The organism is Paenibacillus nicotianae, from assembly GCF_042681745.1.
In the GTDB taxonomy this organism is placed as follows: Bacteria; Bacillota; Bacilli; order Paenibacillales; family Paenibacillaceae; genus Saccharibacillus; species Saccharibacillus nicotianae.
In genome coordinates, this window is sequence record NZ_JBHUGF010000010.1 from 654,092 (window position 1) to 676,567 (window position 22,476).

A 22,476-nucleotide genomic window follows, 5' to 3' on the forward strand; every position below is an offset into this window, starting at 1 on the left:
TACGTTATAGCATGCTCTAAATCTTATTTTTTAATATCGATATAGCGATCAACTAATTCTCTAATTTTGGCTCTGATAATAAGATCGGAATTGCTACGATTGTTGAGAATTAGATATATGTGTTTGATAAAATCATTTTTCTCTTCATCTGTTAATGTAGCAATATGTTTTTCTAATTCTGGATGTGTACTCATAAGCATTCCTCCAATATAGTATTTATTTGTTATATAGCATAACCTATAATACGCAAATATCTAGTCATTTATAATTATTTCATTATATGAAAAATTCATAATAGATATACATTTATCGTTGAAAGCGTTATCTTCAAAGCAATCAACAACTATTCTATCTACGAGGTGAACGCAATGAATATGTCTACAAAGTCCTCTGCTCTACTCTGGGGCGTAGATGATCTAGAAAAGCGAATACAGCATACCGTAATCGATCCGAGCTATAAAGCATGGTGGACAGAGTTACAGCATATTGCTAATGAAGCGTTGATTTTACCTATTCCGGTGCTGACCTTTGAAGCTTTTCGCGAATTTGCAGATAATGGAGGACGAGAACAGTATCAACAACTTTATTTTGAAAAAAGAGGGCGTATAGGAGCGTTAGCGATCATAAGCTTATATACAGCCGATGGTGATGTTACATCTTACATAGAATCATTAGAAGAAGCATTATGGGATATCTGCAATGAGTATACATGGTGCTTACCTGCACATGTACCACAGTCAACCAAAGAAACACAGCGACCGGTATGGGAAGAGATTGATCTGTTTGCCGCAGAGACAGCCGGTATGTTAGCCGAGCTATGTATATTATTTCAGGATCGATTGGATGACCGTATTACAAAGCGGATCGAATTAGAGATTCAGCGACGAATCTTCAAGCCGCTAAGTGATCCTAATGTATCGTTCGGCTGGGAGACCGCAGATCATAATTGGTCGGCAGTCTGTGGAGCAGGATGCGGGATAGCAGCTCTATTATTACTAGAGCAAGATGATCCTATGCGAGTTCACATTCTGGAGCGAATGATTCAAGCGATGAGTCATTTCTTATCAGGTTATGGTGAAGATGGAGGATGTGCAGAAGGGTTAGGGTATTGGGTATATGGATTCGGTTATTATACTTATTTTGCAGATATGTTGATACGTGTAGAACCGCAGTATGAACATCTATTACGCTCTACGAAGATTGCGCAGATGGCGGCTTTTCCAGAACATCTTCATTTGTCAGACGGAGTATTTGTTAATTTCTCGGATAGTGATGAACAGGAGATATTACCACCCGGATTATTATCTCAACTGGGCAAATGGACAGGGCATCGATATTCTTTACCTTTTCAGATCAATCGACTGTTAGATGATCCTTGTCGTCGTTGGGCGCATTTAATTCGTAATCTGTTATGGGCAGATGCAAGTTATTTTGTAGATCATGATTCTGCACAGGTTGATACACAGAATGAAGGAGTCTATTTGCCTGATCTGAGTTGGATGATCTGCAAAAGTAAACTTTCCAAGTCTAATATTACGGTAGCATTGGCAACCAAAGGCGGGCATAATGATGAACCACATAATCATAATGATCTGGGCTCTTTTATTATTCATGCTGGAGGAGAAAATATACTATCCGATCTTGGAGCAGGTCTGTATACACAAGCTTATTTTGCGCCTGGTCGAGAACAGATTTTGAATATTTCATCCGCAGGTCATTCGGTTCCACAAATAGATGGACAGGAACAACAAAGTGGACGTGAAGCAGAAGCGCATGTATTAGAACAGCGTATATGGACAGAAGAACAAACAGAGCGTGCGATATGGAAGTTAGATATTACCCAAGCTTATCCGCATCCGACGTTGCATGAGTATACTCGTGAGCTGGATTGGTCTGTTTCACAAGATCAAGCCGAAGTTACTTTACACTTGAGCGATCGATTTACATTTGATCGTCAGCCAGAGCAGAGTACATCTAGTTCACCACAGATTCATTCTGATCCATTACATTTATCCACTCCACAGATTGTTGAACGGTTTATCAGTAGGATAGAGCCGATAGTAGAATCTGATACCGTACGCTGGCATGGCGAAAAAGCAGAAGTCTGTTTGAAGCTTGCACATGCTCAAGAAAAAGTCAGTGTAGAAATCATCCAACATGTCGATCATGATGGCATGCCAATCATATTGTACCGAACGTCTATTGAGCATTTTTCTTCTATAGAAGAGGGAGTACAAGAACAGCTTATCCGTCAAAAAGAGATGCCAACACAGAGCACTTCGTTAGAAGAGACAGCATATCCAGCGGAACCCGTCACTGTAGTAGTAGATCTATCATTTGTAATTACACCTATTCCATCATCCGCACTATAAGTAGAGTCAAGATTGTCGCTTAATCAGTCAAATCTGTGAATCTTATAGAATAAAGCAAGGTGCTACACTGAACTCATGAAGAAATATACGCAATCATGAACAATCAAAAGACCGAAAGAAGGGGTTATTTTGAAACAGTGGAATAGATGGGATTCATCTTCGTATGGATGGGCAGATGCGGCAGATGAATATGAACAATTATTGTATGAAAGTCAGCCATTACCTGCATCGGATTGGACACATGAACGCAAAGTACGTATGTTAAGTCAAATGGTAGATTACTATGCCACCCATCAGCAAGCCGATGGAGCTATTGTCGATCCATATTCGGAAGCTGAACGTTATTATTCTACACCTTCGTATGCTCTTGCGGCGGCGGTGCTAGTAAGTACCGGACGAGAAGAGTTGATCGATTCTGCGGCTTCTGCACTGACACATAGTATTGAATTATTAGTATCCGGGCGCACACCGGATCAACATCCTGATTTTTTTATTGTGATGATTATGGGAGCTTATCGTATTCTGAAAGGAAGAATGCCCGAGCAAGCCGAACGATGGCGACAAGCACTGGCAACGATAGAACCGGAAGAGACATATTTATTTACGATGAGCAAAATGAAAAATCCGAATCGAATGATCAACTGGAATGCGATTATGTTGTCTGGAGAAGTGATACGACAAGCCGAAGGCATCGCTTCTCATGATACGACATGGATAGACGATTACTTGCAAAAGTATCATTTACCACGGTTTACATCGCTCGGTTGGTATGAAGATGGGCCGCTGGATCGACCGAATAGTCCATTTGCTTACGATATTGCGACCCGTTATCATCTGGGTGTGATGATGTTATCGGGATATGCTGGTACAACAGCACACGCTTTGCAAACTCGGTTACAACATGGAGCAATGAGTTCATTATTAACGCTATCACCGCTTGGAGAATTACCTCCGCGGGGACGTAGTGCTCAACATCAATGGAATGAAGCGGCAGCGGCATTTGTTTTTACAATACAAGCTCAGCAAGCCTATGCAGATGGAGCCTTGCAATGGGCTGGAGCATTTCGGCGTGCAGCGGATAAGACATGGGCAGCGATAGAGAAGTGGCAAAGTTCTGAAGGATATGTGCAGATAGTGCGTAATCATTTTTCGGCAGAGCAACGACATGGATATGAAGTGTACAGTAATCATACAACATACAATCTATGGACAGCCGCGGCACTGGCGTACACGCTCTGGTATGAACAGCCAGAAGAAATCACACCTTATCCTATTCCGGCAGAGCTAGGAAGTCGTACTCTTCAAGCAGATGGTTGGTTTGAGACGGTATTTAGCTCAGTGCCTGATCAGCAGATCGTGATTCATACAGCACTGAATGATCCCTATATGATTCCAGGTATAGCACGTATTCAGCGTACCGGATTACATGCTAATCTAGCTACTTCTTCTTCAGGACATCGAGATCAAGGATTTACAGAGTTTAGTGCAGGTGATATTGTTCCGCTTAGTTATATACCTGCTTGGCAGACAGCAGATAACATATGGCATCATCTAGCAGAAGGGATACCGACGGCTGTTCCTTTTGATCGAGATGCAGGAGTTGATCCTTCTGATGGAGGAGGTTCTTATCGGATAGAGCAATCTTCTACCACCACCGCTCATAATCAGTTTGCTATACGATGGCAGGGGCCATTACAAGGAGTTAATCAGGTGGTTGCTACTTATGAACAGTCTCCCGGACATATCGTGGTAACTTATGAAGTTAGTACTAATCCAGAAGCGAAATCTAACACATCAACAGAACAGCTAAAGCAGATCGGGGCGTGGATTCCGTTATTTCTATCTGACGGACAAGAATACTCTACTATCAAGACAGAACGAATAGATCGTTCATTAGTAGCGACGCAGACAGAACAATCGATTCCTGCATTGGATAGAGCAGATAAGACGCCGTTATCATCAGCAACAATGATAGAGCAAGAGCAGGTAGAAGTGATAACAGTCACTTATCGTGATCAGTCTATACGAATCATACCGATTACTCCTGAAGCGACAATCACTTTTCCCGATGAAGCGAATCAGGTAGCGAGCCGTAACGGGTTATTGCGAGGAGCACGAATTGAAGCCAAAGGTTCACGTATTTCTTTTGAAATTTTTTTATAAGTAGATGTGGTTGAAGATCGAATGTAATTGATCTAATTACTTGTATACACAAAGCAGTCTGGATGATATAACCGGGCTGCTTTTTTGTTGTTTATCGTTGTTTGTGAATGTGAAGTGACGTAATGTTCTGTTATAGAAATATGACCTACAGATGATATCTGATCATAAAGAAATAATTGCTAACATAAGCGCAAAAGTACAAAAGGTAAAAATTGTTTGTAAACAGGTCAGTTCTGTGTCTTAAATGAACAACCGTTCCACGATACACTTAGAACATAAGATATCAACTGAATAACTGCTACAGTCCGCGGCTGTTGCACTATTCTACAAGGAGGTACCAATCGTGGAACGTTCTGCATCGCAATCTACAGCTTCATCTCCATCCAAACGCTGGCTTTCGACAACAGCCAAAGAAACAATTGCCGGTTATTTATTTGCTGCACCGATGTTAATAGGGCTTACCATTTTTATTTTGATTCCGATGGTTTCGTTATTTTTTATTAGTCTAACCAAATGGAACTTTATTCAAGGATTTCGCGGAGTTGAGATGATTGGACTGGATAATTTCCGTCATTTGTTTCAAGATAAATCGTTTTTTGTATCGATGCTGAACAATATCAAATTATTGTTAGCTGTACCATTTACTCTTTTGTTTTCATTAGTGATTGCGATTGTAGTGGATGAGAAAGTGTATTTCAAAAGCTTTTTCAAAATTATTTACTTTATGCCTTATATCTCAAGTGTAGTTGCAGTTGCGATTGTATTTCAGATTTTATTTCATCCTTCTCAAGGCCCTGTAAATGGATTTCTAATGTCTTTAGGGGTTACTAATCCACCGAAATGGTTAGCTGATCCTACGTATGCACTACCTTCAATTATGATGATTACTGTCTGGACATCGATTGGCTTCAATATGGTGGTCTATCTAGCAGGGCTACAATCGATCCCCAAAGATCTGTATGAAGCCGCTGATATTGATGGAGCATCCTCATGGCGCAAGTTTCGTTCGATTACCGTACCGATGTTATCACCAACCACCTTTTTCTTATTGATTACCGGTATCATTTATTCGTTCAAAACGTTCGACCTTATCGCTGTACTCACACAAGGTGGGCCTGCGAAGTCAACCAATGTAATGGTCTATGAGATTTATGATCAAGCGTTTGTGAATTTGAAAATGGGTTATGCCGCCGCAGAATCAGTCTTTCTGTTCGCTGTGATTTTACTGATTACTGTTGTTCAATTCTGGGGTCAGAAAAAATGGGTTAACTACTAATCACGATTAGGTTATAAGGAGGTGTAGCAGTTGGAACATCCGATTTCAGCTCCAAATGTATCGTCATCCCAACGTCCAACAAAAGACAAACTGTCTTTGACGAAAATTATTGTAACCGTTATCATGCTGGTGATAGGCATTATTTTTCTACTACCTTTTATCTGGATGTTATCTGCATCATTCAAGACAGAAGCTGATGTATTCAAATATCCGGTACAATGGATTCCACATACGTGGAATGTAGTCGAAAATTATCGTGCGGTATGGTTCGGTGATCCACCATTTATGCTGTACTACTGGAATTCGATTAAAGTGTCGGTGATGACTATTCTCATCTCTGTAATCACCTCGGCTATGGCAGCATATGCCTTCTCCAAAATTCATTTTCGCGGACGGGATACGTTATTTATTATCGTGTTATTAACGTTTATGATTCCAGGGCAAGCAGTGCTGGTTCCGCAATTTATTATGTATCGCAGTCTAGGACTATTTGATACACATATCGGATTGGTGTTGCTCGAATCATTTAGCGCACTGGGTACATTTATGTTACGACAAGCTTTTATGTCGATTCATAGTGAATTTATTGAATCCGCTAAAATTGATGGAGCAGGGCATGTACGGATTTTTGCTCAAATTGCTTTACCGTTAGTGCAACCGTTTATCGCTACATATGCGATTTTACGCTTTATCTGGACATGGAATGATTATCAAGCACCACTGATCTTTTTACGCTCGCCAGAACTATTTACAGTGCAATTGGGCATAAATCGATTTGCCGATGCGACTGGTGAATACTACTCGTTGATTATGGCAGGTACATGTTCGGCGATTTTACCGTTAGTGATCGTCTTTTTACTCGCTCAAAAACATGTTATTGGTGGTATTGCACTCGGTGGTGTTAAAGGATAAATCGAATTTGTTTGCTTATGAAATGTATACATTCTAAGGGGGATTATCATGAAATTGAATCTACGATGGAAATCGACAATAATAATGAGTTGCTGTTTACTGCTAATACTCGCAGGATGTGGACAAGCAAAAGAAAGTGGAACCACCGCAGATGGCAAAACAAAAATCACATTTTACACTTGGTATACCAAAGATCAATTCCACTGGGATGATGTCTATGCCGCATGGCAAAAAAAGAATCCAGATATTGAAGTTCAATATGTAGGACTATCTGAAAAAAGCGATACCGATGAATATATCAAAAAATTAGACCTTGCCGCAGGTTCTGGTGATCCGATCGATGTAGTGATGGTTAACAATGCCAATACGTATGCTCAACGTGTCGATATGGGACTATTTGCACCATTAAACGATTTGATTGATTTTAAATATGAAGATGAATATTTAGCAGACTTCGCAGTCGATGGCAAACGTTATGCATTGCCAGGTAAGCGTGCAATTACGTACGTATTGCTGAACAAAGACCGTCTTGATAAAGCAGGCTTAAAAGTACCTACAGATTGGACATGGGATGAATTTCGAGAATATGCCAAAAAATTAACAGCACCGGATCATAGCTACTATGGTGTATACTTCCATACATGGGCATCTCAGACGCTACTTGAATTGTTAAATCAACCGGAGAACAATAGTTATCTCAAAGCAGATGGAACATCCAATATGGACGATCCTAACTTCCGCGCATCGTTTGAACTTCGATATAATGCAGAACATGAAGATCAATCCGCTGTTCCTTATAGCGATGCGATTTCTCAAAAGTTAAATTATCGTGATCAATTTCTAGGTGGATCAGCAAGTATGCTAGTGATGGGAAGCTGGATGAACTCTAATATTGCAGGTAGTAAAGAATCTGCACCTGACTTCAAAGTCGCTGTAGCACCATATCCTAAAAATAGCGCCGATACCAAAGAAATCTATTCGAGCAATGACTATGATTACTATGGAATCGGTGCAGGGTCAGACAAACAAGAGGCATCTATGAAATTTATCCGCTGGATGACCACAGAAGGTATTCAAGCGCAAGGTACAGACATTTCATCATGGCAAAAAGCAGATGTGAGCAAAGCGCTAGAAAGTATTATCAACAACGGTACTCATCCCGAAAATGTCGATCTAGACTCACTGATCTATACATTCAAAGTCAGCAAAGGCATTAACAAAGCTCCTGCTGTACCATACTTGAGTGAAATCGAACAAGAAGTCAACGCCGAGTTTGAAAAATATATCCTACAAAAACAAGACATCGACACCACCATCACCAACGCCAAAGCAATCGTCCAACAAATCATAGACGCCAACAAAAGCTAATAGAACAACATGTATACACAAATATACAGCCAAACAAAAATCATAAACCAAACCAAACCAAACCAAACCAAATCAAACCAAACCAAACCAAACGAAACGAAACGAAACGAAATCTCTAAAATAAAAAACAAGCCCATATACTAATTAAACGAACTAAAAAAAGATCACATCAATTATATAAATATCGCTATCCAAGAAAAAAATTATAGTAAACAAAGCTAAAATAAAAACTCTTTACCACTTTCAAACTATATCTCACTGTTTACCAAAAATATTCTTAAACCAACAATCTCTAAAACCAACTTAATCTTTAGCAATATAACTGCTACCCCAACTTAAGAAAGCTTTACATCAAGAAATTGCGTGGGAGCTAAGGAGCGTCGGAGCGGAGGCAAAGGAAATTGTCCTGAAAAAGCGAAGCGGTCGCATTTGAATAAAAATACCGACCGCCAGCGGTCAATCAAGGTATTTTTTTTCACAAGCGATGACAAGGACAATTCCTTTGCCGCAGCGGACAACCTCCTCCAGCTCCCACCCACCATTTTTGATGTAAACTTTTAATCCACAACGAAAGGTCATATGAGCATGAAGGCATGGAGGAGAATCTGGCACACTTCACTAAGGGGCAAGCTAATTGCCTCCGTAGCCTGTTGCTTGCTGTTAACGATCGGCGCAGGCACAATGTTATCCAGTTGGCTAACTAAAGATATGATGAAAGAAACGGTTTTGCAAAATGCAGGCAATTCACTAGATGCCGCGAATCTGTACTTAACCGATCAGATCAATCGACTGATCTATATTTCCAATTATCTGTACTTGGATCAAGAACTCAATCTAGCACTTAAATATCGGCGAAGTGGAATCTATGTAGGACAGACCGAAGCATCAGATGTTACCAAAAAGCTAGACAATCTTTCTTATGCAGGCGAACAAGTATATATTTCTGTCTGGACAGGAAATGGTAAAATGGTATATAGCAATTTCCAGTCGGATCAATACCAGATCGATAATCTTAATATTCGCCAACTAACCAATAGCGGTGAATTTGTAGCAGGCGGCAAGCTTAACTTTTTGCTTCATCCATCGTACTTGCAATCCAAAGATACACCGCCAACATACATGCTGTCAGTCGCTCGCAGTCTACGCTTATTATCAGGCAAAGTATATGGTTATGTGATTGTGAGTATGAATGAAGAACAACTCAAAGCAGTGCTCAATAAATACAATTCCTCAATTCAGATGATGATTGTGGGAGCAGACAACAAGATTATTTCTCATCCCAATAGCGCATGGATAGGTAGTGAGTTTACCCAGCTATATCAACAACGAGAAGGTATTTTAGAACTGGAAAGAGATATGTCTGTTGCTGGCTGGAGATTGGAAGGATTAGTTCCTTATGGCGTTGCCGCTGAAAAGATCAATCGCATCTATCAAGTGACTAATTTTGTACAGATGGCAGTATTGATCGTTTTTCTTATTTTGCTAGTACTAGGTATTGCTCGCCTGACCCGTCCGATCGTCAAATTAACACAAGTCGTTCGCAAAATTGATAACGATAATCTAAGTATTCGTTCCGGTATTCGAGGAGAAGATGAAGCAGGGGTACTCGGTCAATCGCTAGATGCGATGTTAGATCGAGTCGAAGATATGATTATTCAGATTGAATGCGAACAAAGCGAACGCCGCAAAGCAGAATTGGAAATGCTTCAAGCGCAGATCAATCCTCATTTTCTATTTAATATTCTAGGTGCGATTCGTATGGATCTGTTGTTAAAAGGTTCTGAAGAAGCCGCAGTATTACTAGGCTCACTATCTTCATTGCTACGTATGACCGTTAATCGGGGCAATGAATGTATTCCGTTACAAGAAGAAATGGAAACGGTACAGCATTATATTCGACTGGTCGATTTCCAGCGAGAAGTCAAAGTGCATGTCGAAATGGAATTAGCTACAGATACAGTCGATATATACGTTCCACGCTTTATCGTTCAACCGCTTGTTGAGAACGCTTACCATCATGGACTATCGAAATACGGTGGTATTTTATGGATACAATCTTGGTTGAAAAAAGAAGTGCTATGGATCAGTATTCGTGATAGTGGCGAAGGAATGAACGACGAACGATTACAAGCTATCCAACAAGTGATCGCTCAGATTCAAAAAACAAACATAGAACACGCGCAATATCCATTATCAAAATCAGCATCTAAACATACTCCATTATCAGAATTAGAATCAGAATTACAAGCAGATCATACTACAGAAAAAGGATCATTCAATAAAAGCACGTCAGAATATCGATCCAGTTCACCATCTGTACCTGCTATCTCAGGGATCGGTTTGACAAATGTGATACGCCGTTTGCAAATGATCTATGGCCCTACTGTACAAGTACACATCGAAAGTCATCCCGGCGAAGGCACAGAGATCAAAATCGGATTGCCACATCCCACATAAATTGAATACCTGAAAATAATCTATACCTAGAAATAGTATGAACTTGAAATGCAAATATTAAAGGAGGTTGATGATGATGTATAGTGTCATACTGGTCGATGATAGCATGCCCGTACTTCATTATTTGTCTCGTGCTGTCCCCTGGGAGCAGTTAGGCTTTCAGTTAGCAGGTTCTTTTAGTGATCCAGAGGAAGCGCTTACTTATGGGCAAGAACATACTCCTGATGTATTGATTACAGATATCGGAATGCCCAAGATCGATGGGATTCAATTGATTTCAACGCTCAAGCAGAGACAGGAATCGCTTATGTCGGTTATTATTTCGTGTCATGGAGAATTTGCTTATGCGCAACAAGCAGTGAAGCTAGGCGTACAAGATTATTTACTCAAAGAAAATCTAACCGCAGATCAATTAGTGCCTATTCTTGAGCAGATACGCCAGCGACTGGATCAAGCACAATCGTATTCCAGTGAACATCAACGTCTGCAAGAAGATCATTTGCGACATCGATTATTGATTAAGCGTAAGTTCACCAGTGAATTGCTATCAGGCAGTATTCAAGATGAAGAATACGGGATTCAGCGATTGACTCATTTCGGATTAGATACCCGCGGTAAAATGATTCTGCCTGTATATTACACAGTCACAGCTAATGAAGAGCGCAAACAGCGATTTCATGATCTAGATTTACTTTCATTTACTGTTGAAAATATCGTTGAAGAAATAGTAGAACATTCTGGAAGTGCAGTACATTTGAGCAAAAGCCCTGGTGAAGGATTTGTCTGGTTTGCTTTACCGATTCGTTCCAGCGCTGAGCAAGAAAAAATATTGCATGAAGTGATGTACCAATTGATCTATAGTGTACAGAAATTTGCCAAAGCCGAGATCGTTACTGTATGTGGTTCCAAAACTATGCACTGGCAAGAAGCGATGAATGACGCGATACAGTTACAAGCAGAAGCCGATCGTTATTTTTACTTGCCACCGTCTACATTATGCGATTCTAGTTATCGATTAGATGTTCAAAAAGAAAGTGATCTATTTGCCAATTATGGAACAGCAGCAGAATCGTTAGCCCTTGCACTGTTGCCTGATGGCGAAATAAATCTTTGGATCACCAATTGGATTGAACGTCTCACGCAAGAACGTTATCATCCTGAAACGGTCAAAACTTTTATGCTCAAATTAGCAATAGACTGGCAATTAAAGCAACAACAATTGCATGAGCGACCGTTTGCTTTTTCCGTAGAAGAATTACATCGAGAAATGGGTCATATTCGTCATATCCATGAATTAACCGAATGGATGAATATTCGTTTTGGAGCGCTGGCTGTATTATCACGAGATTGGACATTACAGGCGAATTGTCGCTCTGAAATTATTCATGCTCGTAATTATGTCGAACAACATATGAATCGTCTGGTCAAATTAGAAGAAGTGGCTGAACATTTACACTTGAACGCCAGTTATTTCAGTCGCTTGTTCAAAAAAGAAACCGGTGAGACATTTATCGAATATGCGACCCGCGTCAAAATGCAGCGTGCTAAAGAATGGATTACCGCAGGCAATGGCACTGTTGATGAAGTATCACAGATGCTAGGCTATCAGTACAAAAGCTATTTTCTCAAGCTATACAAATTGTATACAGGGCATACCCCTGTCAAAAGCAAAGGAGATACATTATGAATACTACAGCGCCGACCGCCTGGCAAAGGGAAGCATGGCATTGGGTGGTTCAACAAACCTCTACAACAGCAGCCATTATTCAAGATCAATTTCCGCATGTGGCTGAACAAGGTGAATATGATCGTCGTGAAGCAGAGTGGTGGACTGCTGGCTTTTGGCCGGGATTATTGTGGTTAGTTCATTCTACACCTGCATTAGTACCACCAGCTATAGAAGGTGATTCAGCTGAAAAAAAATCTGTCAGTGAACAGACTACGGATAGAAGTGACACCTTATCTGCTTGGGCTGAAAGTTGTGAAGTGAAGCTCGAACAATGTCTTCATGATCCAGAAAAAGTCGACCATGATCTCGGATTCACATGGTTACTTAGCGGAGTAGCTCATTACCGATTATCCGGTAATCTAGAATCTCGTCGGCGTGGATTGTTAGCCGCCAATCTATTAGCCGCTAGATATAATGTGCGCGGTCGTTATATTCGTGCATGGAATTTTGGTTCGTCTTTTATGGATACACGCGGCGTCGCTATTATTGATAGTATGATGAATTTACCGCTATTATACTGGGCGTCCAAAGAAACCGGCGATCCCCGTTATCAAGCACTTGCGATAGAGCATGCTGACACCGTAGCCAAAGAATTTGTACGAGAAGATCATTCAATCTGTCATGCGGTTGAATTTGATCCATTTACAGGAGAAAAGGTAAAAGAACATGGTGGACAAGGATTCGCTCCCGGTTCAGCATGGGCTAGAGGAACCGCTTGGGCACTTCATGGATTTGCTTTGTCCTATGCCTACACAGGAGAAGAGCGGTATCTGGATATTGCGAAGCAGACAGCCCAATTTTTCCTGACCGAATTAGGCGAAGATATTGTGCCTTTCTGGGATTTTCGCGCACCGGATGAACATCGAATCGCCTGGGATTCGTCAGCCGCAGCGATAGCTGCCAGTGGATTGTTAGAACTGGCTCGCCATGTACCAGAGCAGGAGCAATCTTTTTATCAACGTGCAGGCGAATTATTGGTACGAGGGTTATATGAACAATTTTCGTCGCGAGAAACAGGAGGCGAAGGATTAATTTCCAAAGGAACAGTTCATTATCCAGAGCAGAAGTATTTGAATGTCTCGATTATTTATGGAGATTACTTTTTTGCAGAAGCATTAGTGAAGCTTCAAGGGAAACAAGGATTATTTACACCTGACGCCTATTAAGAGTATGATGGATCTGTCTGTAACGTAAATAGATTGACGATGATTATTATCTATGAAATTATAAAAAGGTATTTTGATTGTATCTAATTAAGTATCGATCTATCTTACTATTGAACCGGGCGCAAGCAGTCGCCCGGTTTGTTGATGTTACAGATATAATGTATATAATAGCGATTATAATAAGATATGAGATGACTTCAATCTAACTTATTGACTCATATCTAGTCACAATCAACAGTATGCAAAATGATGAATAATAATGTATGACAGAGGAGAATAACAATGACTGAAGAAGAACGCATTTCTTTAGAACAACAACTGAATGAGTTGCTAACACGATCAGAATGGACAGCGGCAGATGCACCTTTAATCGAGCAATTATTGCATACGTTACAGACAGTGTCTGCCGAAAATAAACGTCTGCGTACAGCATTACTCAAAGTGAACGCGCAACAACCTAAAATGTCTAGTCGTTTACGTGATGCGCTCTACGAATAGTTTTTCTAAAAAAATCACAAGTAAACACATCATTGCGATATGAATACATTGTATAGCCTGATTAATCAGCGAATATACAGCTATCGAACCTATAATATTGCGTAATCATATAGGTTTGTGAAATAGATCTAGCGATATGCAATTATTGAACAATAACACAGATATGTTAAAATAGACGGGCAACATAGCTTGTGCAAAGGGAATTATAGAGGATTAGAGCATAGTTGAGCTGAGAAAGGAAGCGAGCTGAGATGAGTAACAAGTTACATGAAGGTGGGCTTCATTTAGATCGGATTATATTTATAGGCAGAACGTACAACGAGTATATGTCAATGTTTGATCTAACCGAAGAGCAGTTGCAAGGACGACGAATATTAGATTGTCCAGCAGGAGCATGTTCGTTTACAGCCGAAGCTTCTGCACATGGGTTTGATGTAATAGCTACAGATATCGCGTATACATTTGATACCGATTCTCTGCACGCTAAAGGAAAACAAGATATTGCCCATATGTTAGAACATATGCAGACGGCACACCATGAATATGACTGGACGATGATGGGAACGATAGAGCAATTAGGCAATACACGACTATTTGCACTGGAAACGTTCTGTCAGGATCGAGCACAGTATGATCAACGTTATATTCCGGCTACTTTGCCACAGTTACCATTACCGGATAAGTCTGTAGATTTGACGTTGTCTGCTCATTTTTTGTTTATGTATGCAGATCGGTTAGATTTGTCATTTCATATTCAATGTTTGCGTGAAATGATGCGTGTAACCACCCAAGAAATACGTATTTTTCCGTTAATCAATCTGTATGGAGAACGTGTTTCTTTTATAGAAGAAGCAATCTTTGCAGCAAGTGCAGGAGAATGGACAAGCGAAGAACAGCCGACTCCTTATATTTTTCAAAAAGGTGCAGAGTCGATGCTTATTTTAAAACGAAAATTGTAAAATGTTGATATTTTAATGTAACAGTACTGGATATAGATATAGAAAAGAGAGTGACTATTAACAATGACAATCAATTGTGATATCGCAATATTAGGTGGGGGAACAGGTGGCTACGTCGCTGCAATTCGTGCGGCTCAACTAGGTAAAGAAGTAGTCATTATTGAACAGGATAAATTAGGCGGAACATGTCTACATCGCGGTTGTATTCCAAGCAAAAGTTTGTTGCGTAGTGCAGAAGTATTTGCATTGATGCAAGACAGTGAAGATTACGGCATAGCCGCAGACAATATCACTTTACAATTTGCCAAAGTACAAGCGCGCAAGCAAGGAATCGTCGATCAATTACATCAAGGCGTACAGTACTTGATGCGTAAAAATAAAATCAAAGTGGTACAAGGTAAAGGACGCGTTATCGGGCCTTCGATCTTTTCACCGCAAAGTGGAGCAGTTGCTGTAGAGTACGAAGATGGCGAAATGGAAACCGTTGTATCCAAAAATCTGATTATCGCTACCGGTTCTCGTCCTCGCGTTCTTCCAGGTCTTGAAGCAGACGGACAATTGATTCTTAATAGCGATCATGCGCTTCAATTAGAGTCACTACCAGAATCGATGTTAATTGTCGGTGGTGGAGTGATCGGAATGGAATGGGCTTCAATGTTAATCGATTTTGGCGTGAAGATTACAGTCGTTGAAGCGGCTCCGCAAATTCTGCCTGCTGAAGATCAAGAAGTGGCTCGTGAGTTGCGCAAATTGCTGGAAAAACGCGGAGTTACTATCTACACCGAGGCTACTTTGCTAACCGATACATATGTACCTGCATCGGATCAACAAGAACTATCGATTACGATCCGTCATCAAGAACAAGAGCATGTGCTAACCGTATCTAAAGTTCTGGTATCGATCGGTCGTCAAGCCAATGCTGAAAGTATTGGACTTGCTAATACTGATGTACAGATCGTGAACGGCTTTATCAAAGTAAACAACAAAATGCAGACAACCGAATCACATATTTATGCAATTGGTGATGTGATTGGTGGACTTCAATTGGCACATGCAGCCAGTCATGAAGGGATAGCCGCAGTCAACCATATCTGCGGAGAAGAAGTTCATTACAATCCGCTACAAATCTCCCGTTGCGTCTATACGCGACCAGAAGTAGCAAGTACAGGGATGACAGAACAAGAAGCAACCGCTCAAGGAATCGATGTCAAAGTAGGTAAATTTCCGTTCAAAGCAATCGGTAAAGCTTTAGTCTATGGAGAAAGTGACGGTTTTGTGAAAGTGATCGCAGATCGTCAGACCGATGATTTGCTTGGAGTTCAGATTATAGGGCCACAGGCAACCGACTTGATTAGCGAAGCTGCACTGGCGCAATTCCTTGATGCAACGCCTTGGGAAGTTGCTCAGACTGTTCATGCTCATCCGACACTTGCTGAAATTTTGGGCGAAGCAATGTTAGCTGTAGATGGCAAAGCGATCGGAATGTAATCTGAATTTTACTCTTTTTGACACTATATATAACGATATAGAAGCAAAGATGGAGAAATCCGTCTTTTCTTTTTGCCCGGGATATGATTATAATAGGTTTAGGCTCAAGTCTTAGTACCAGGTTTTAAGACAAGCACTAACCTGTACTTGAAGTCTAATCACCCGATTGTTGAATAATCTGTTCCAGTAGCTTAAAATAACTGATCAAAGGTTGTTGTAGTGACGGACACGTATTGTACAATCTTCTATTTTAATCCAAACGACAAGCCAGCTTTGCTGTAAAGCTTGTCTAATTTTAAGGAGGTACCTGCTATGAAAGCGGAAGGTACTATTGACCAACAAACTAGACATGAACAAATAGGATTGACCGATGCTCAAGCAATCGAGATGTACAAATATATGCTTTTGGCACGTAAATTCGACGAACGTTGTCATTTATTACAACGTGCAGGTAAGATCAATTTCCATGTATCCGGTGTAGGACATGAAGCGGCGCAAGTAGGTGCGGCATTTGCTCTAGATCGGGAAGAAGATTATTTTTTACCGTATTATCGTGATTATGGATTCGTTCTGTCTGTCGGTATGACAGCACGCGAATTGATGTTGTCTGCGTTTGCCAAAGCAGAAGATCCGAATAGTGGTGGACGACAAATGCCAGGTCACTTTGGTAGCAAACGTCTACGCATTGTGACAGGTTCCAGCCCGGTAACGACTCAAGTTCCTCATGCAGTCGGTGTTGCTCTTGCAGCCAAAATGAAAAAGAAAAAGTTAGTTTCTTTTGTTACGTTTGGCGAAGGATCAAGCAATCAAGGTGATTTCCATGAAGGCTGTAACTTTGCTGGCGTACATAAATTGCCAGTGATTATTATGTGTCAAAATAACCAGTATGCAATCTCTGTACCTGCACACAAGCAGATCAGTGGTAAAATCAGTGATCGTGCACTAGGTTATGGATTCCCTGGGGTGCAGGTGGATGGTAATGATGTGCTGGAAGTCTATCGTGTAACCAAAGAAGCGCGTGAGCGTGCGATCAATGGCGAAGGCCCTACTTTGATTGAAGCGATGTTGTATCGACTGTCTCCACACTCTACATCAGATAATGATCTAGCTTATCGTACTCAAGAAGAAGTCGATGAGAACTGGAAAAAAGATAGCTTGCCTCGTTACAAAAAATACTTGATCGATTGCGGTATTTGGAGCGAAGAGCAAGATGCAGAACTAAGCAAAGAATACGTTCAGATTATGAAAGAAGCTACGGAATATGCGGACAATGCCCCTTATCCGCGTGCTGAAGATACATTGCTGCATGTGTTTGCAGGCGATGAGGAGGGTAATCAGTAATGGCTATGATGGAATATATTGATGCTATTCGTCTGGCGATGAAAGAAGAAATGGCGCTGGATGATAATGTATTTGTTTTGGGAGAAGATGTAGGGCTTAAAGGTGGCGTATTTACAACGACCAAAGGGTTACAAGAACAATTTGGTGAAGATCGTGTGTTGGATACACCGCTTGCAGAATCTGCGATTGCAGGTGTAGCCATCGGAGCGGCTATGTACGGTATGAAGCCGATCGCTGAAATGCAGTATTCAGACTTTATGTTACCAGCAACCAACCAGATTATTAGTGAAGCCGCCAAAATTCGTTACCGTTCAAACAACGATTGGAGTTGTCCATTAGTAGTACGTGCTCCGATCGGTGGTGGCGTATTCGGTGGTCTATATCATTCACAATGTATGGAATCGGTCTTTTTTGGAACAGCAGGCTTGAAGATTGTAGCTCCTTATTCAGCATATGATGCTAAAGGTCTACTGAAAGCCGCTGTACGTGACCCTGATCCAGTACTCTTTTTTGAAAATAAAAAATGCTACAAATTAATCAAAGGCGATGTGCCTGATGATGATTATGTGGTGCCAATCGGTGAAGCGAATCTTCTACGTGCAGGTGACGATATTACAGTGATTAGTTACAGCTTGCCATTACATTTTATTATGCAAGCAGCAGAAGAATTAGAACAAGAAGAAGGCATTACCAGTCATGTTCTTGATCTACGTACGATTCAACCATTAGATCGCCAAGCAATTATTGATGCGGCTCGTCATACAGGTAAAGTATTAATCGTGCATGAAGATAATCTAACCGGCGGTGTAGGCGGAGAAGTAGCAGCGATTATTGCAGAAGAATGTTTATTCGATCTGGATGCACCTATTCGTCGTCTTGCTGGGCCGGATACACCACCAATGCCTATCAATCCACCGCAAGAGAAATTCTTTATGCTTAACAAAGATAAAGTAAAAACAGCTATGCGTGATCTTGCTTTATTTTAAAATCAATGTTCTATGCTAACGCTGATCTGTTAAAAGGATCAGCGTCTCTATATTGTAAAAAAGATGTGTATGTAGCAAAATATCTAATCCTTTAGGAGTGAAATGATATGTCTGCAAAAGGAAATCCGACAGATGTGGTAATGCCACAACTTGCGGAATCTCTTGTATCTGCAACAATTGCCAAATGGTTCAAACAACCAGGAGAATCTGTAGATCAATATGAACCGATCTGTGAAGTCATTACCGATAAAGTTAACGCTGAGATTCCTTCTGTTTTAGAAGGTATTATGGGCGATATTATTGCTTTAGAAGGTCAAGAGGTAGCTGTTGGTGAAGTGATCTGTCAAATTTATACCGAGCAAGCACCATCTGCTACTACTGAAGATATTTCTCCAGCTTCACCTGAAATTACAGTGCATGATGATCTACCTGCGGAGACGTTGGCAACACCAGCACCTTCTCAATCGGCATCACCTGTAGCATCAACACCGTCTGCACGTCCAGCAGTGGTAACTCAAAGTTCGGCTAATGCTAGTAATGGCGCGATGAGCGGACGTTATTCACCTGCTGTACAGTCGCTTGCCGCAGAACATGGTGTCAATTTGTCCGGTATTCAAGGTACAGGCGCAGGTGGACGTGTCACTCGTCGTGATGTGCTCAAAGCATTAGAAAATGGTACGGCTCATGCTCCTGTAGCATCAGCATCTAATAATAGCAATGCAGCAGAGCAAGCACCTTCAACAGCTAGCAATACAACCGCACCAACAGCGGCAAGTATGCCAGCGGCTTCTACAGAATACGAGGTGCGCCATTCTGGTATTCATTTATCGGAGACACCAGCTATTCCTAAGATCGTGATGGAAGAAGATCAAGCGAATCAATTAGGTCAAAGCGAACATTTGATCAATGTCACGCCTCTTCGTAATGCGATTGCACGTAATATGCGTCAAAGTGTATCCGAGATTCCGCATGCATGGACAATGATCGAAGTCGATGTAACGAATCTAGTGATGCTACGCAACAAAGTAAAAGATGAATTCAAACGTAAAGAAGGCATCAACTTAACTTATCTATCGTTCTTACTCAAAGCGGTAGTCAATGCAATCAAAGATTATCCAATTATGAACTCCGTTTGGGCAGTAGATAAAATCATCGTCAAACGTGATATCAATATTGCGCTTGCTGTAGGAACAGAAGATTCAGTAATGACGCCTGTTATTCACAAAGCAGATCAAAAAAATATTGCTGGTCTTGCCCATGAAGTAGAAGATTTGGCACGTCGTACTCGTGATGGCAAGCTCAAATTGGATGATATGCAAGGCGGTACTTTTACAGTGAATAACACCGGTTCATTCGGTTCGATTCTGTCGTATCCGATTATTAACTATCCACAAGCAGCGATTTTGACTTTTGAATCGATTGTCAAAAAACCTGTCGTAATCAATGATATGATTGCGGTTCGTTCAATGGCGAATCTGTGCTTATCTTTAGATCATCGTATTCTTGATGGTGTGATCTGTGGACGTTTCTTACAACGTGTGAAAGACAACCTGGAAAGCTATAATACCGATACAAAGTTGTATTAAGGACTTGAGTACGGTAAATTAAAGATAAGATAATTTGTAAAACACAATAGAATAGTCATCAGGGAAGGGACGTGTCTGCATATGAGTAAATTCATTCAAGTCTCCTATACGCCCTCGATGGATTACGCGCAAGCGTGGGAGAAGCAGAAGGAGATTGTTCGCGGGATTGATGCCGGTGAGCAAGAGGAACACCTTCTGCTTCTTCAGCATCCACCGACGTATACCATCGGTTCTCAGCGTCATCCAGAACATTTGTTATGGAATGAACAAGAGCTGGCAGAGCGAGGCATCACACTGTTTCAGATTGATCGAGGCGGAGATATTACATACCATGGACCAGGACAGTTAGTCGGTTACCCGATTCTACTGCTGGATGCCGCCAAAGGCATCGATCCTCATCGATATTTGAGAACACTGGAACAAGTCATTATTGATTATTTAGCAGAGCAAGGCATTGAAGCTGGACGCAAAGAAGAATACACCGGTGTATGGATCGGTGATCTCAAAATCGCTGCGATAGGCATCAAATTTAATAAATGTCGTCATCGTAAAGGGTTTATTACCAGTCATGGATTTGCGTTTAATATTTCTTCGGGGATTCAAAATGAAGGATTTAGCGGTATAGTTCCATGTGGTATCGAGCAATATGGAGTGACTTCGCTTGAGGACATAACCGGCCGTACATTTAATGTTGAGCAAGTGGCTCAAGAGATTTTGCCACATTTTATGCGCCATTTTGAATATGCACAGCCGGACGAATCATAATCCTTATAAAAACGGTTGAATGACCATCAGTAGAGTAGAACCGACCATTGCAATCAACATGATATAAATAAAGACTTTGAACCATTTTTTCTTTTCCATAAGTGTACTCCTTTATATCTGTAAAATAGGGATTGGCAAACGTACCAATCCATCTCATCATACCGATTATAAGGCTATTTTGCAAAAGGGAGTACGCTAATATGTGTATATTTACGTAAACTCAAAGGGGCGAATATTGTGATAGTGGAATCTCGTTTAATCGAAGAATTTAAAGAACTTGTACAAATCGATAGTGAAACCAAACAAGAACGTGCGATAGCCGATCATTTGACAGAAAAGCTAGTCGCGCTTGGATTCACTGTTATCGAAGATGAATCGGCTGCCAAAACAGGTCATGCGGCAGGTAACTTGATCGCAACATTGCCTGCTAATACAGGCAAATCGATTCCTAAATTATTTTTCACTTCTCATATGGATACGGTAAAGCCTGGAATTGGTATTGTGCCTGTTATCGATGAAGCTGGTTATATCACAAGCTCTACCGATACGATTTTAGGAGCAGATGACAAAGCAGGTATCGCTGCTCTTTTTGAAATGATTCGTGTCTTAAAAGAACAACAGATCGAGCATGGACAGATTCAATTAATTATTACGGCTGGTGAAGAATCAGGTCTGATGGGTGCGCGTTCGATGGATTCGTCTTTGGTCGATGCAGATTTTGGATATGCGCTTGATTCCAATGGAACCGTAGGTACGATAGCTGTGGCTGCACCTACACAAGCACGCATTGTGATGGAGATTTTCGGTAAGTCTGCTCATGCAGGCGTGAATCCTGAAGATGGCATCAGTGCGATTCAAGTAGCAGGCAAAGCAATCTCACGTATGAAATTAGGACGGATCGATCATGAGACAACTGCGAATATTGGTAAATTTGAAGGCGGCGAAGCGACTAATGTCATTTGCGACTATGCGCGTTTGGAAGCAGAAGCACGCAGTCTGGTGCATGAGAAAGTAGAAGCACAGTTAGCAGCGATGAAGCAATCTCTGGAGAGCACATGTGCAGATTTTGGCGCGACAGGTAAATTTCAAAGCGTGATCGTCTATCCGGGCTTCAAATTTACAGAAGACGATGCAGTAGTACAATTAGCGCAACGTGCCGCTAGTAAATTAGGTGTGCCTAACGATATTTTCCATACTGGCGGAGGTAGTGACGCTAATATCTTCAATAGCTTTGGGATTCCGACAGCGAATCTAGCGGTAGGGTACGAATTTATTCATACGACAGATGAGCGTATTCACAAAGACGAATTGATTCGAGCTGCTCATCTTGTTACAGAAATTGTACGTGAGACCGCTCAATTGACAGAGTGGAAATAAGAAGATACAGCAGTCAACGATAAACGATAAGTG

The 22,476-nt window shown here is 41.0% G+C and carries 18 protein-coding genes; 16 read left to right on the forward strand and 2 right to left on the reverse strand.

Annotated elements, in window-relative coordinates; translation table 11 throughout:
• Positions 1-23: 23 nt before the first annotated feature.
• Positions 24-194, reverse strand: a complete 171-nt coding sequence (locus ACFSGI_RS07085) for a hypothetical protein (RefSeq protein ID WP_204823451.1) — start codon at positions 192-194, stop codon at positions 24-26.
• Positions 195-368: 174 nt separating this feature from the next.
• On the opposite strand from ACFSGI_RS07085, the gene ACFSGI_RS07090 reads away from it, so the two are divergent.
• The 15 genes from ACFSGI_RS07090 (at position 369) to lipB (ending at position 21,066) form a co-directional block, all read left to right on the forward strand.
• Positions 369-2,372, forward strand: coding sequence for a heparinase II/III domain-containing protein (locus tag ACFSGI_RS07090; protein ID WP_204823452.1), 2,004 nt, complete (start codon positions 369-371; stop codon positions 2,370-2,372).
• 129 nt (positions 2,373-2,501) lie between these two features.
• Positions 2,502-4,535, forward strand: a complete 2,034-nt coding sequence (locus tag ACFSGI_RS07095; protein ID WP_204823453.1) for a glycosyl hydrolase — start codon at positions 2,502-2,504, stop codon at positions 4,533-4,535.
• Positions 4,536-4,878: 343 nt separating this feature from the next.
• Positions 4,879-5,811, forward strand: coding sequence for a carbohydrate ABC transporter permease (locus ACFSGI_RS07100; RefSeq protein ID WP_379282795.1), 933 nt, complete (start codon positions 4,879-4,881; stop codon positions 5,809-5,811).
• A gap of 123 nt (positions 5,812-5,934) precedes the next feature.
• Complete coding sequence (locus ACFSGI_RS07105; RefSeq protein WP_204824939.1) at positions 5,935-6,723, forward strand: carbohydrate ABC transporter permease; 789 nt, start codon at positions 5,935-5,937, stop codon at positions 6,721-6,723.
• Between the two features lie 48 nt (positions 6,724-6,771).
• Entirely contained in the window at positions 6,772-8,091 is a 1,320-nt protein-coding gene (locus ACFSGI_RS07110; protein ID WP_204823454.1) for an ABC transporter substrate-binding protein, read from the forward strand.
• Positions 8,092-8,745: 654 nt separating this feature from the next.
• Complete coding sequence (locus tag ACFSGI_RS07115) at positions 8,746-10,548, forward strand: sensor histidine kinase (protein WP_379282798.1); 1,803 nt, start codon at positions 8,746-8,748, stop codon at positions 10,546-10,548.
• Positions 10,549-10,621: 73 nt separating this feature from the next.
• The gene (locus ACFSGI_RS07120) at positions 10,622-12,235 is read left to right on the forward strand and encodes a response regulator transcription factor (protein ID WP_204823456.1); all 1,614 of its coding nucleotides are present in this window, start codon (positions 10,622-10,624) and stop codon (positions 12,233-12,235) included.
• A complete protein-coding gene (locus ACFSGI_RS07125; RefSeq protein ID WP_204823457.1) occupies positions 12,232-13,443 on the forward strand; it encodes a glycoside hydrolase family protein in 1,212 nt (403 codons plus the stop codon). The genes ACFSGI_RS07120 and ACFSGI_RS07125 overlap by 4 nt, the downstream gene beginning before the upstream one ends.
• A gap of 282 nt (positions 13,444-13,725) precedes the next feature.
• A complete protein-coding gene (locus ACFSGI_RS07130) occupies positions 13,726-13,941 on the forward strand; it encodes a hypothetical protein (RefSeq protein ID WP_204823458.1) in 216 nt (71 codons plus the stop codon).
• A 251-nt stretch (positions 13,942-14,192) separates the two neighbouring features.
• The gene (locus ACFSGI_RS07135; protein WP_204823459.1) at positions 14,193-14,900 is read left to right on the forward strand and encodes an SAM-dependent methyltransferase; all 708 of its coding nucleotides are present in this window, start codon (positions 14,193-14,195) and stop codon (positions 14,898-14,900) included.
• Positions 14,901-14,963: 63 nt separating this feature from the next.
• The gene (gene lpdA, locus ACFSGI_RS07140; RefSeq protein ID WP_204823460.1) at positions 14,964-16,388 is read left to right on the forward strand and encodes a dihydrolipoyl dehydrogenase; all 1,425 of its coding nucleotides are present in this window, start codon (positions 14,964-14,966) and stop codon (positions 16,386-16,388) included.
• Positions 16,389-16,700: 312 nt separating this feature from the next.
• Positions 16,701-17,729 carry a thiamine pyrophosphate-dependent dehydrogenase E1 component subunit alpha gene (locus ACFSGI_RS07145; protein ID WP_204823461.1) on the forward strand — a complete coding sequence of 343 codons (1,029 nt, stop codon included), beginning with the start codon at positions 16,701-16,703 and terminating at the stop codon, positions 17,727-17,729.
• Entirely contained in the window at positions 17,729-18,715 is a 987-nt protein-coding gene (locus ACFSGI_RS07150) for an alpha-ketoacid dehydrogenase subunit beta (protein WP_204823462.1), read from the forward strand. The genes ACFSGI_RS07145 and ACFSGI_RS07150 overlap by 1 nt, the downstream gene beginning before the upstream one ends.
• Positions 18,716-18,822: 107 nt before the next feature.
• Complete coding sequence (locus tag ACFSGI_RS07155) at positions 18,823-20,301, forward strand: dihydrolipoamide acetyltransferase family protein (protein ID WP_204823463.1); 1,479 nt, start codon at positions 18,823-18,825, stop codon at positions 20,299-20,301.
• 81 nt (positions 20,302-20,382) lie between these two features.
• A complete protein-coding gene (gene lipB / locus ACFSGI_RS07160) occupies positions 20,383-21,066 on the forward strand; it encodes a lipoyl(octanoyl) transferase LipB (RefSeq protein ID WP_204823464.1) in 684 nt (227 codons plus the stop codon).
• 3 nt (positions 21,067-21,069) lie between these two features.
• Here lipB and prli42 read toward each other — a convergent pair whose 3' ends face one another.
• The gene (prli42, locus tag ACFSGI_RS07165; protein ID WP_137220660.1) at positions 21,070-21,165 is read right to left on the reverse strand and encodes a stressosome-associated protein Prli42; all 96 of its coding nucleotides are present in this window, start codon (positions 21,163-21,165) and stop codon (positions 21,070-21,072) included.
• Positions 21,166-21,303: 138 nt separating this feature from the next.
• Between prli42 and ACFSGI_RS07170 the strand changes: the two genes are divergently transcribed.
• Positions 21,304-22,443 (forward strand): M20/M25/M40 family metallo-hydrolase, encoded by a 1,140-nt coding sequence (locus ACFSGI_RS07170; protein ID WP_204823465.1) that lies wholly within the window; start codon positions 21,304-21,306, stop codon positions 22,441-22,443.
• Positions 22,444-22,476: the final 33 nt, after the last annotated feature.

Bases quoted from the DNA above. Each gene is read 5' to 3' on its own strand.
- ACFSGI_RS07085 (WP_204823451.1), bottom strand. From the start codon at position 194: ATGAGTACACATCCAGAATTAGAAAAACATATTGCTACATTAACAGAT.
- ACFSGI_RS07090 (WP_204823452.1), top strand. From the start codon at position 369: ATGAATATGTCTACAAAGTCCTCTGCTCTACTCTGGGGCGTAGATGAT.
- ACFSGI_RS07105 (WP_204824939.1), top strand. From the start codon at position 5,935: ATGCTGGTGATAGGCATTATTTTTCTACTACCTTTTATCTGGATGTTA.
- ACFSGI_RS07110 (WP_204823454.1), top strand. From the start codon at position 6,772: ATGAAATTGAATCTACGATGGAAATCGACAATAATAATGAGTTGCTGT.
- ACFSGI_RS07120 (WP_204823456.1), top strand. From the start codon at position 10,622: ATGATGTATAGTGTCATACTGGTCGATGATAGCATGCCCGTACTTCAT.
- ACFSGI_RS07125 (WP_204823457.1), top strand. From the start codon at position 12,232: ATGAATACTACAGCGCCGACCGCCTGGCAAAGGGAAGCATGGCATTGG.
- ACFSGI_RS07130 (WP_204823458.1), top strand. From the start codon at position 13,726: ATGACTGAAGAAGAACGCATTTCTTTAGAACAACAACTGAATGAGTTG.
- ACFSGI_RS07135 (WP_204823459.1), top strand. From the start codon at position 14,193: ATGAGTAACAAGTTACATGAAGGTGGGCTTCATTTAGATCGGATTATA.
- lpdA (WP_204823460.1), top strand. From the start codon at position 14,964: ATGACAATCAATTGTGATATCGCAATATTAGGTGGGGGAACAGGTGGC.
- ACFSGI_RS07145 (WP_204823461.1), top strand. From the start codon at position 16,701: ATGAAAGCGGAAGGTACTATTGACCAACAAACTAGACATGAACAAATA.
- ACFSGI_RS07150 (WP_204823462.1), top strand. From the start codon at position 17,729: ATGGCTATGATGGAATATATTGATGCTATTCGTCTGGCGATGAAAGAA.
- ACFSGI_RS07155 (WP_204823463.1), top strand. From the start codon at position 18,823: ATGTCTGCAAAAGGAAATCCGACAGATGTGGTAATGCCACAACTTGCG.
- lipB (WP_204823464.1), top strand. From the start codon at position 20,383: ATGAGTAAATTCATTCAAGTCTCCTATACGCCCTCGATGGATTACGCG.
- prli42 (WP_137220660.1), bottom strand. From the start codon at position 21,165: ATGGAAAAGAAAAAATGGTTCAAAGTCTTTATTTATATCATGTTGATT.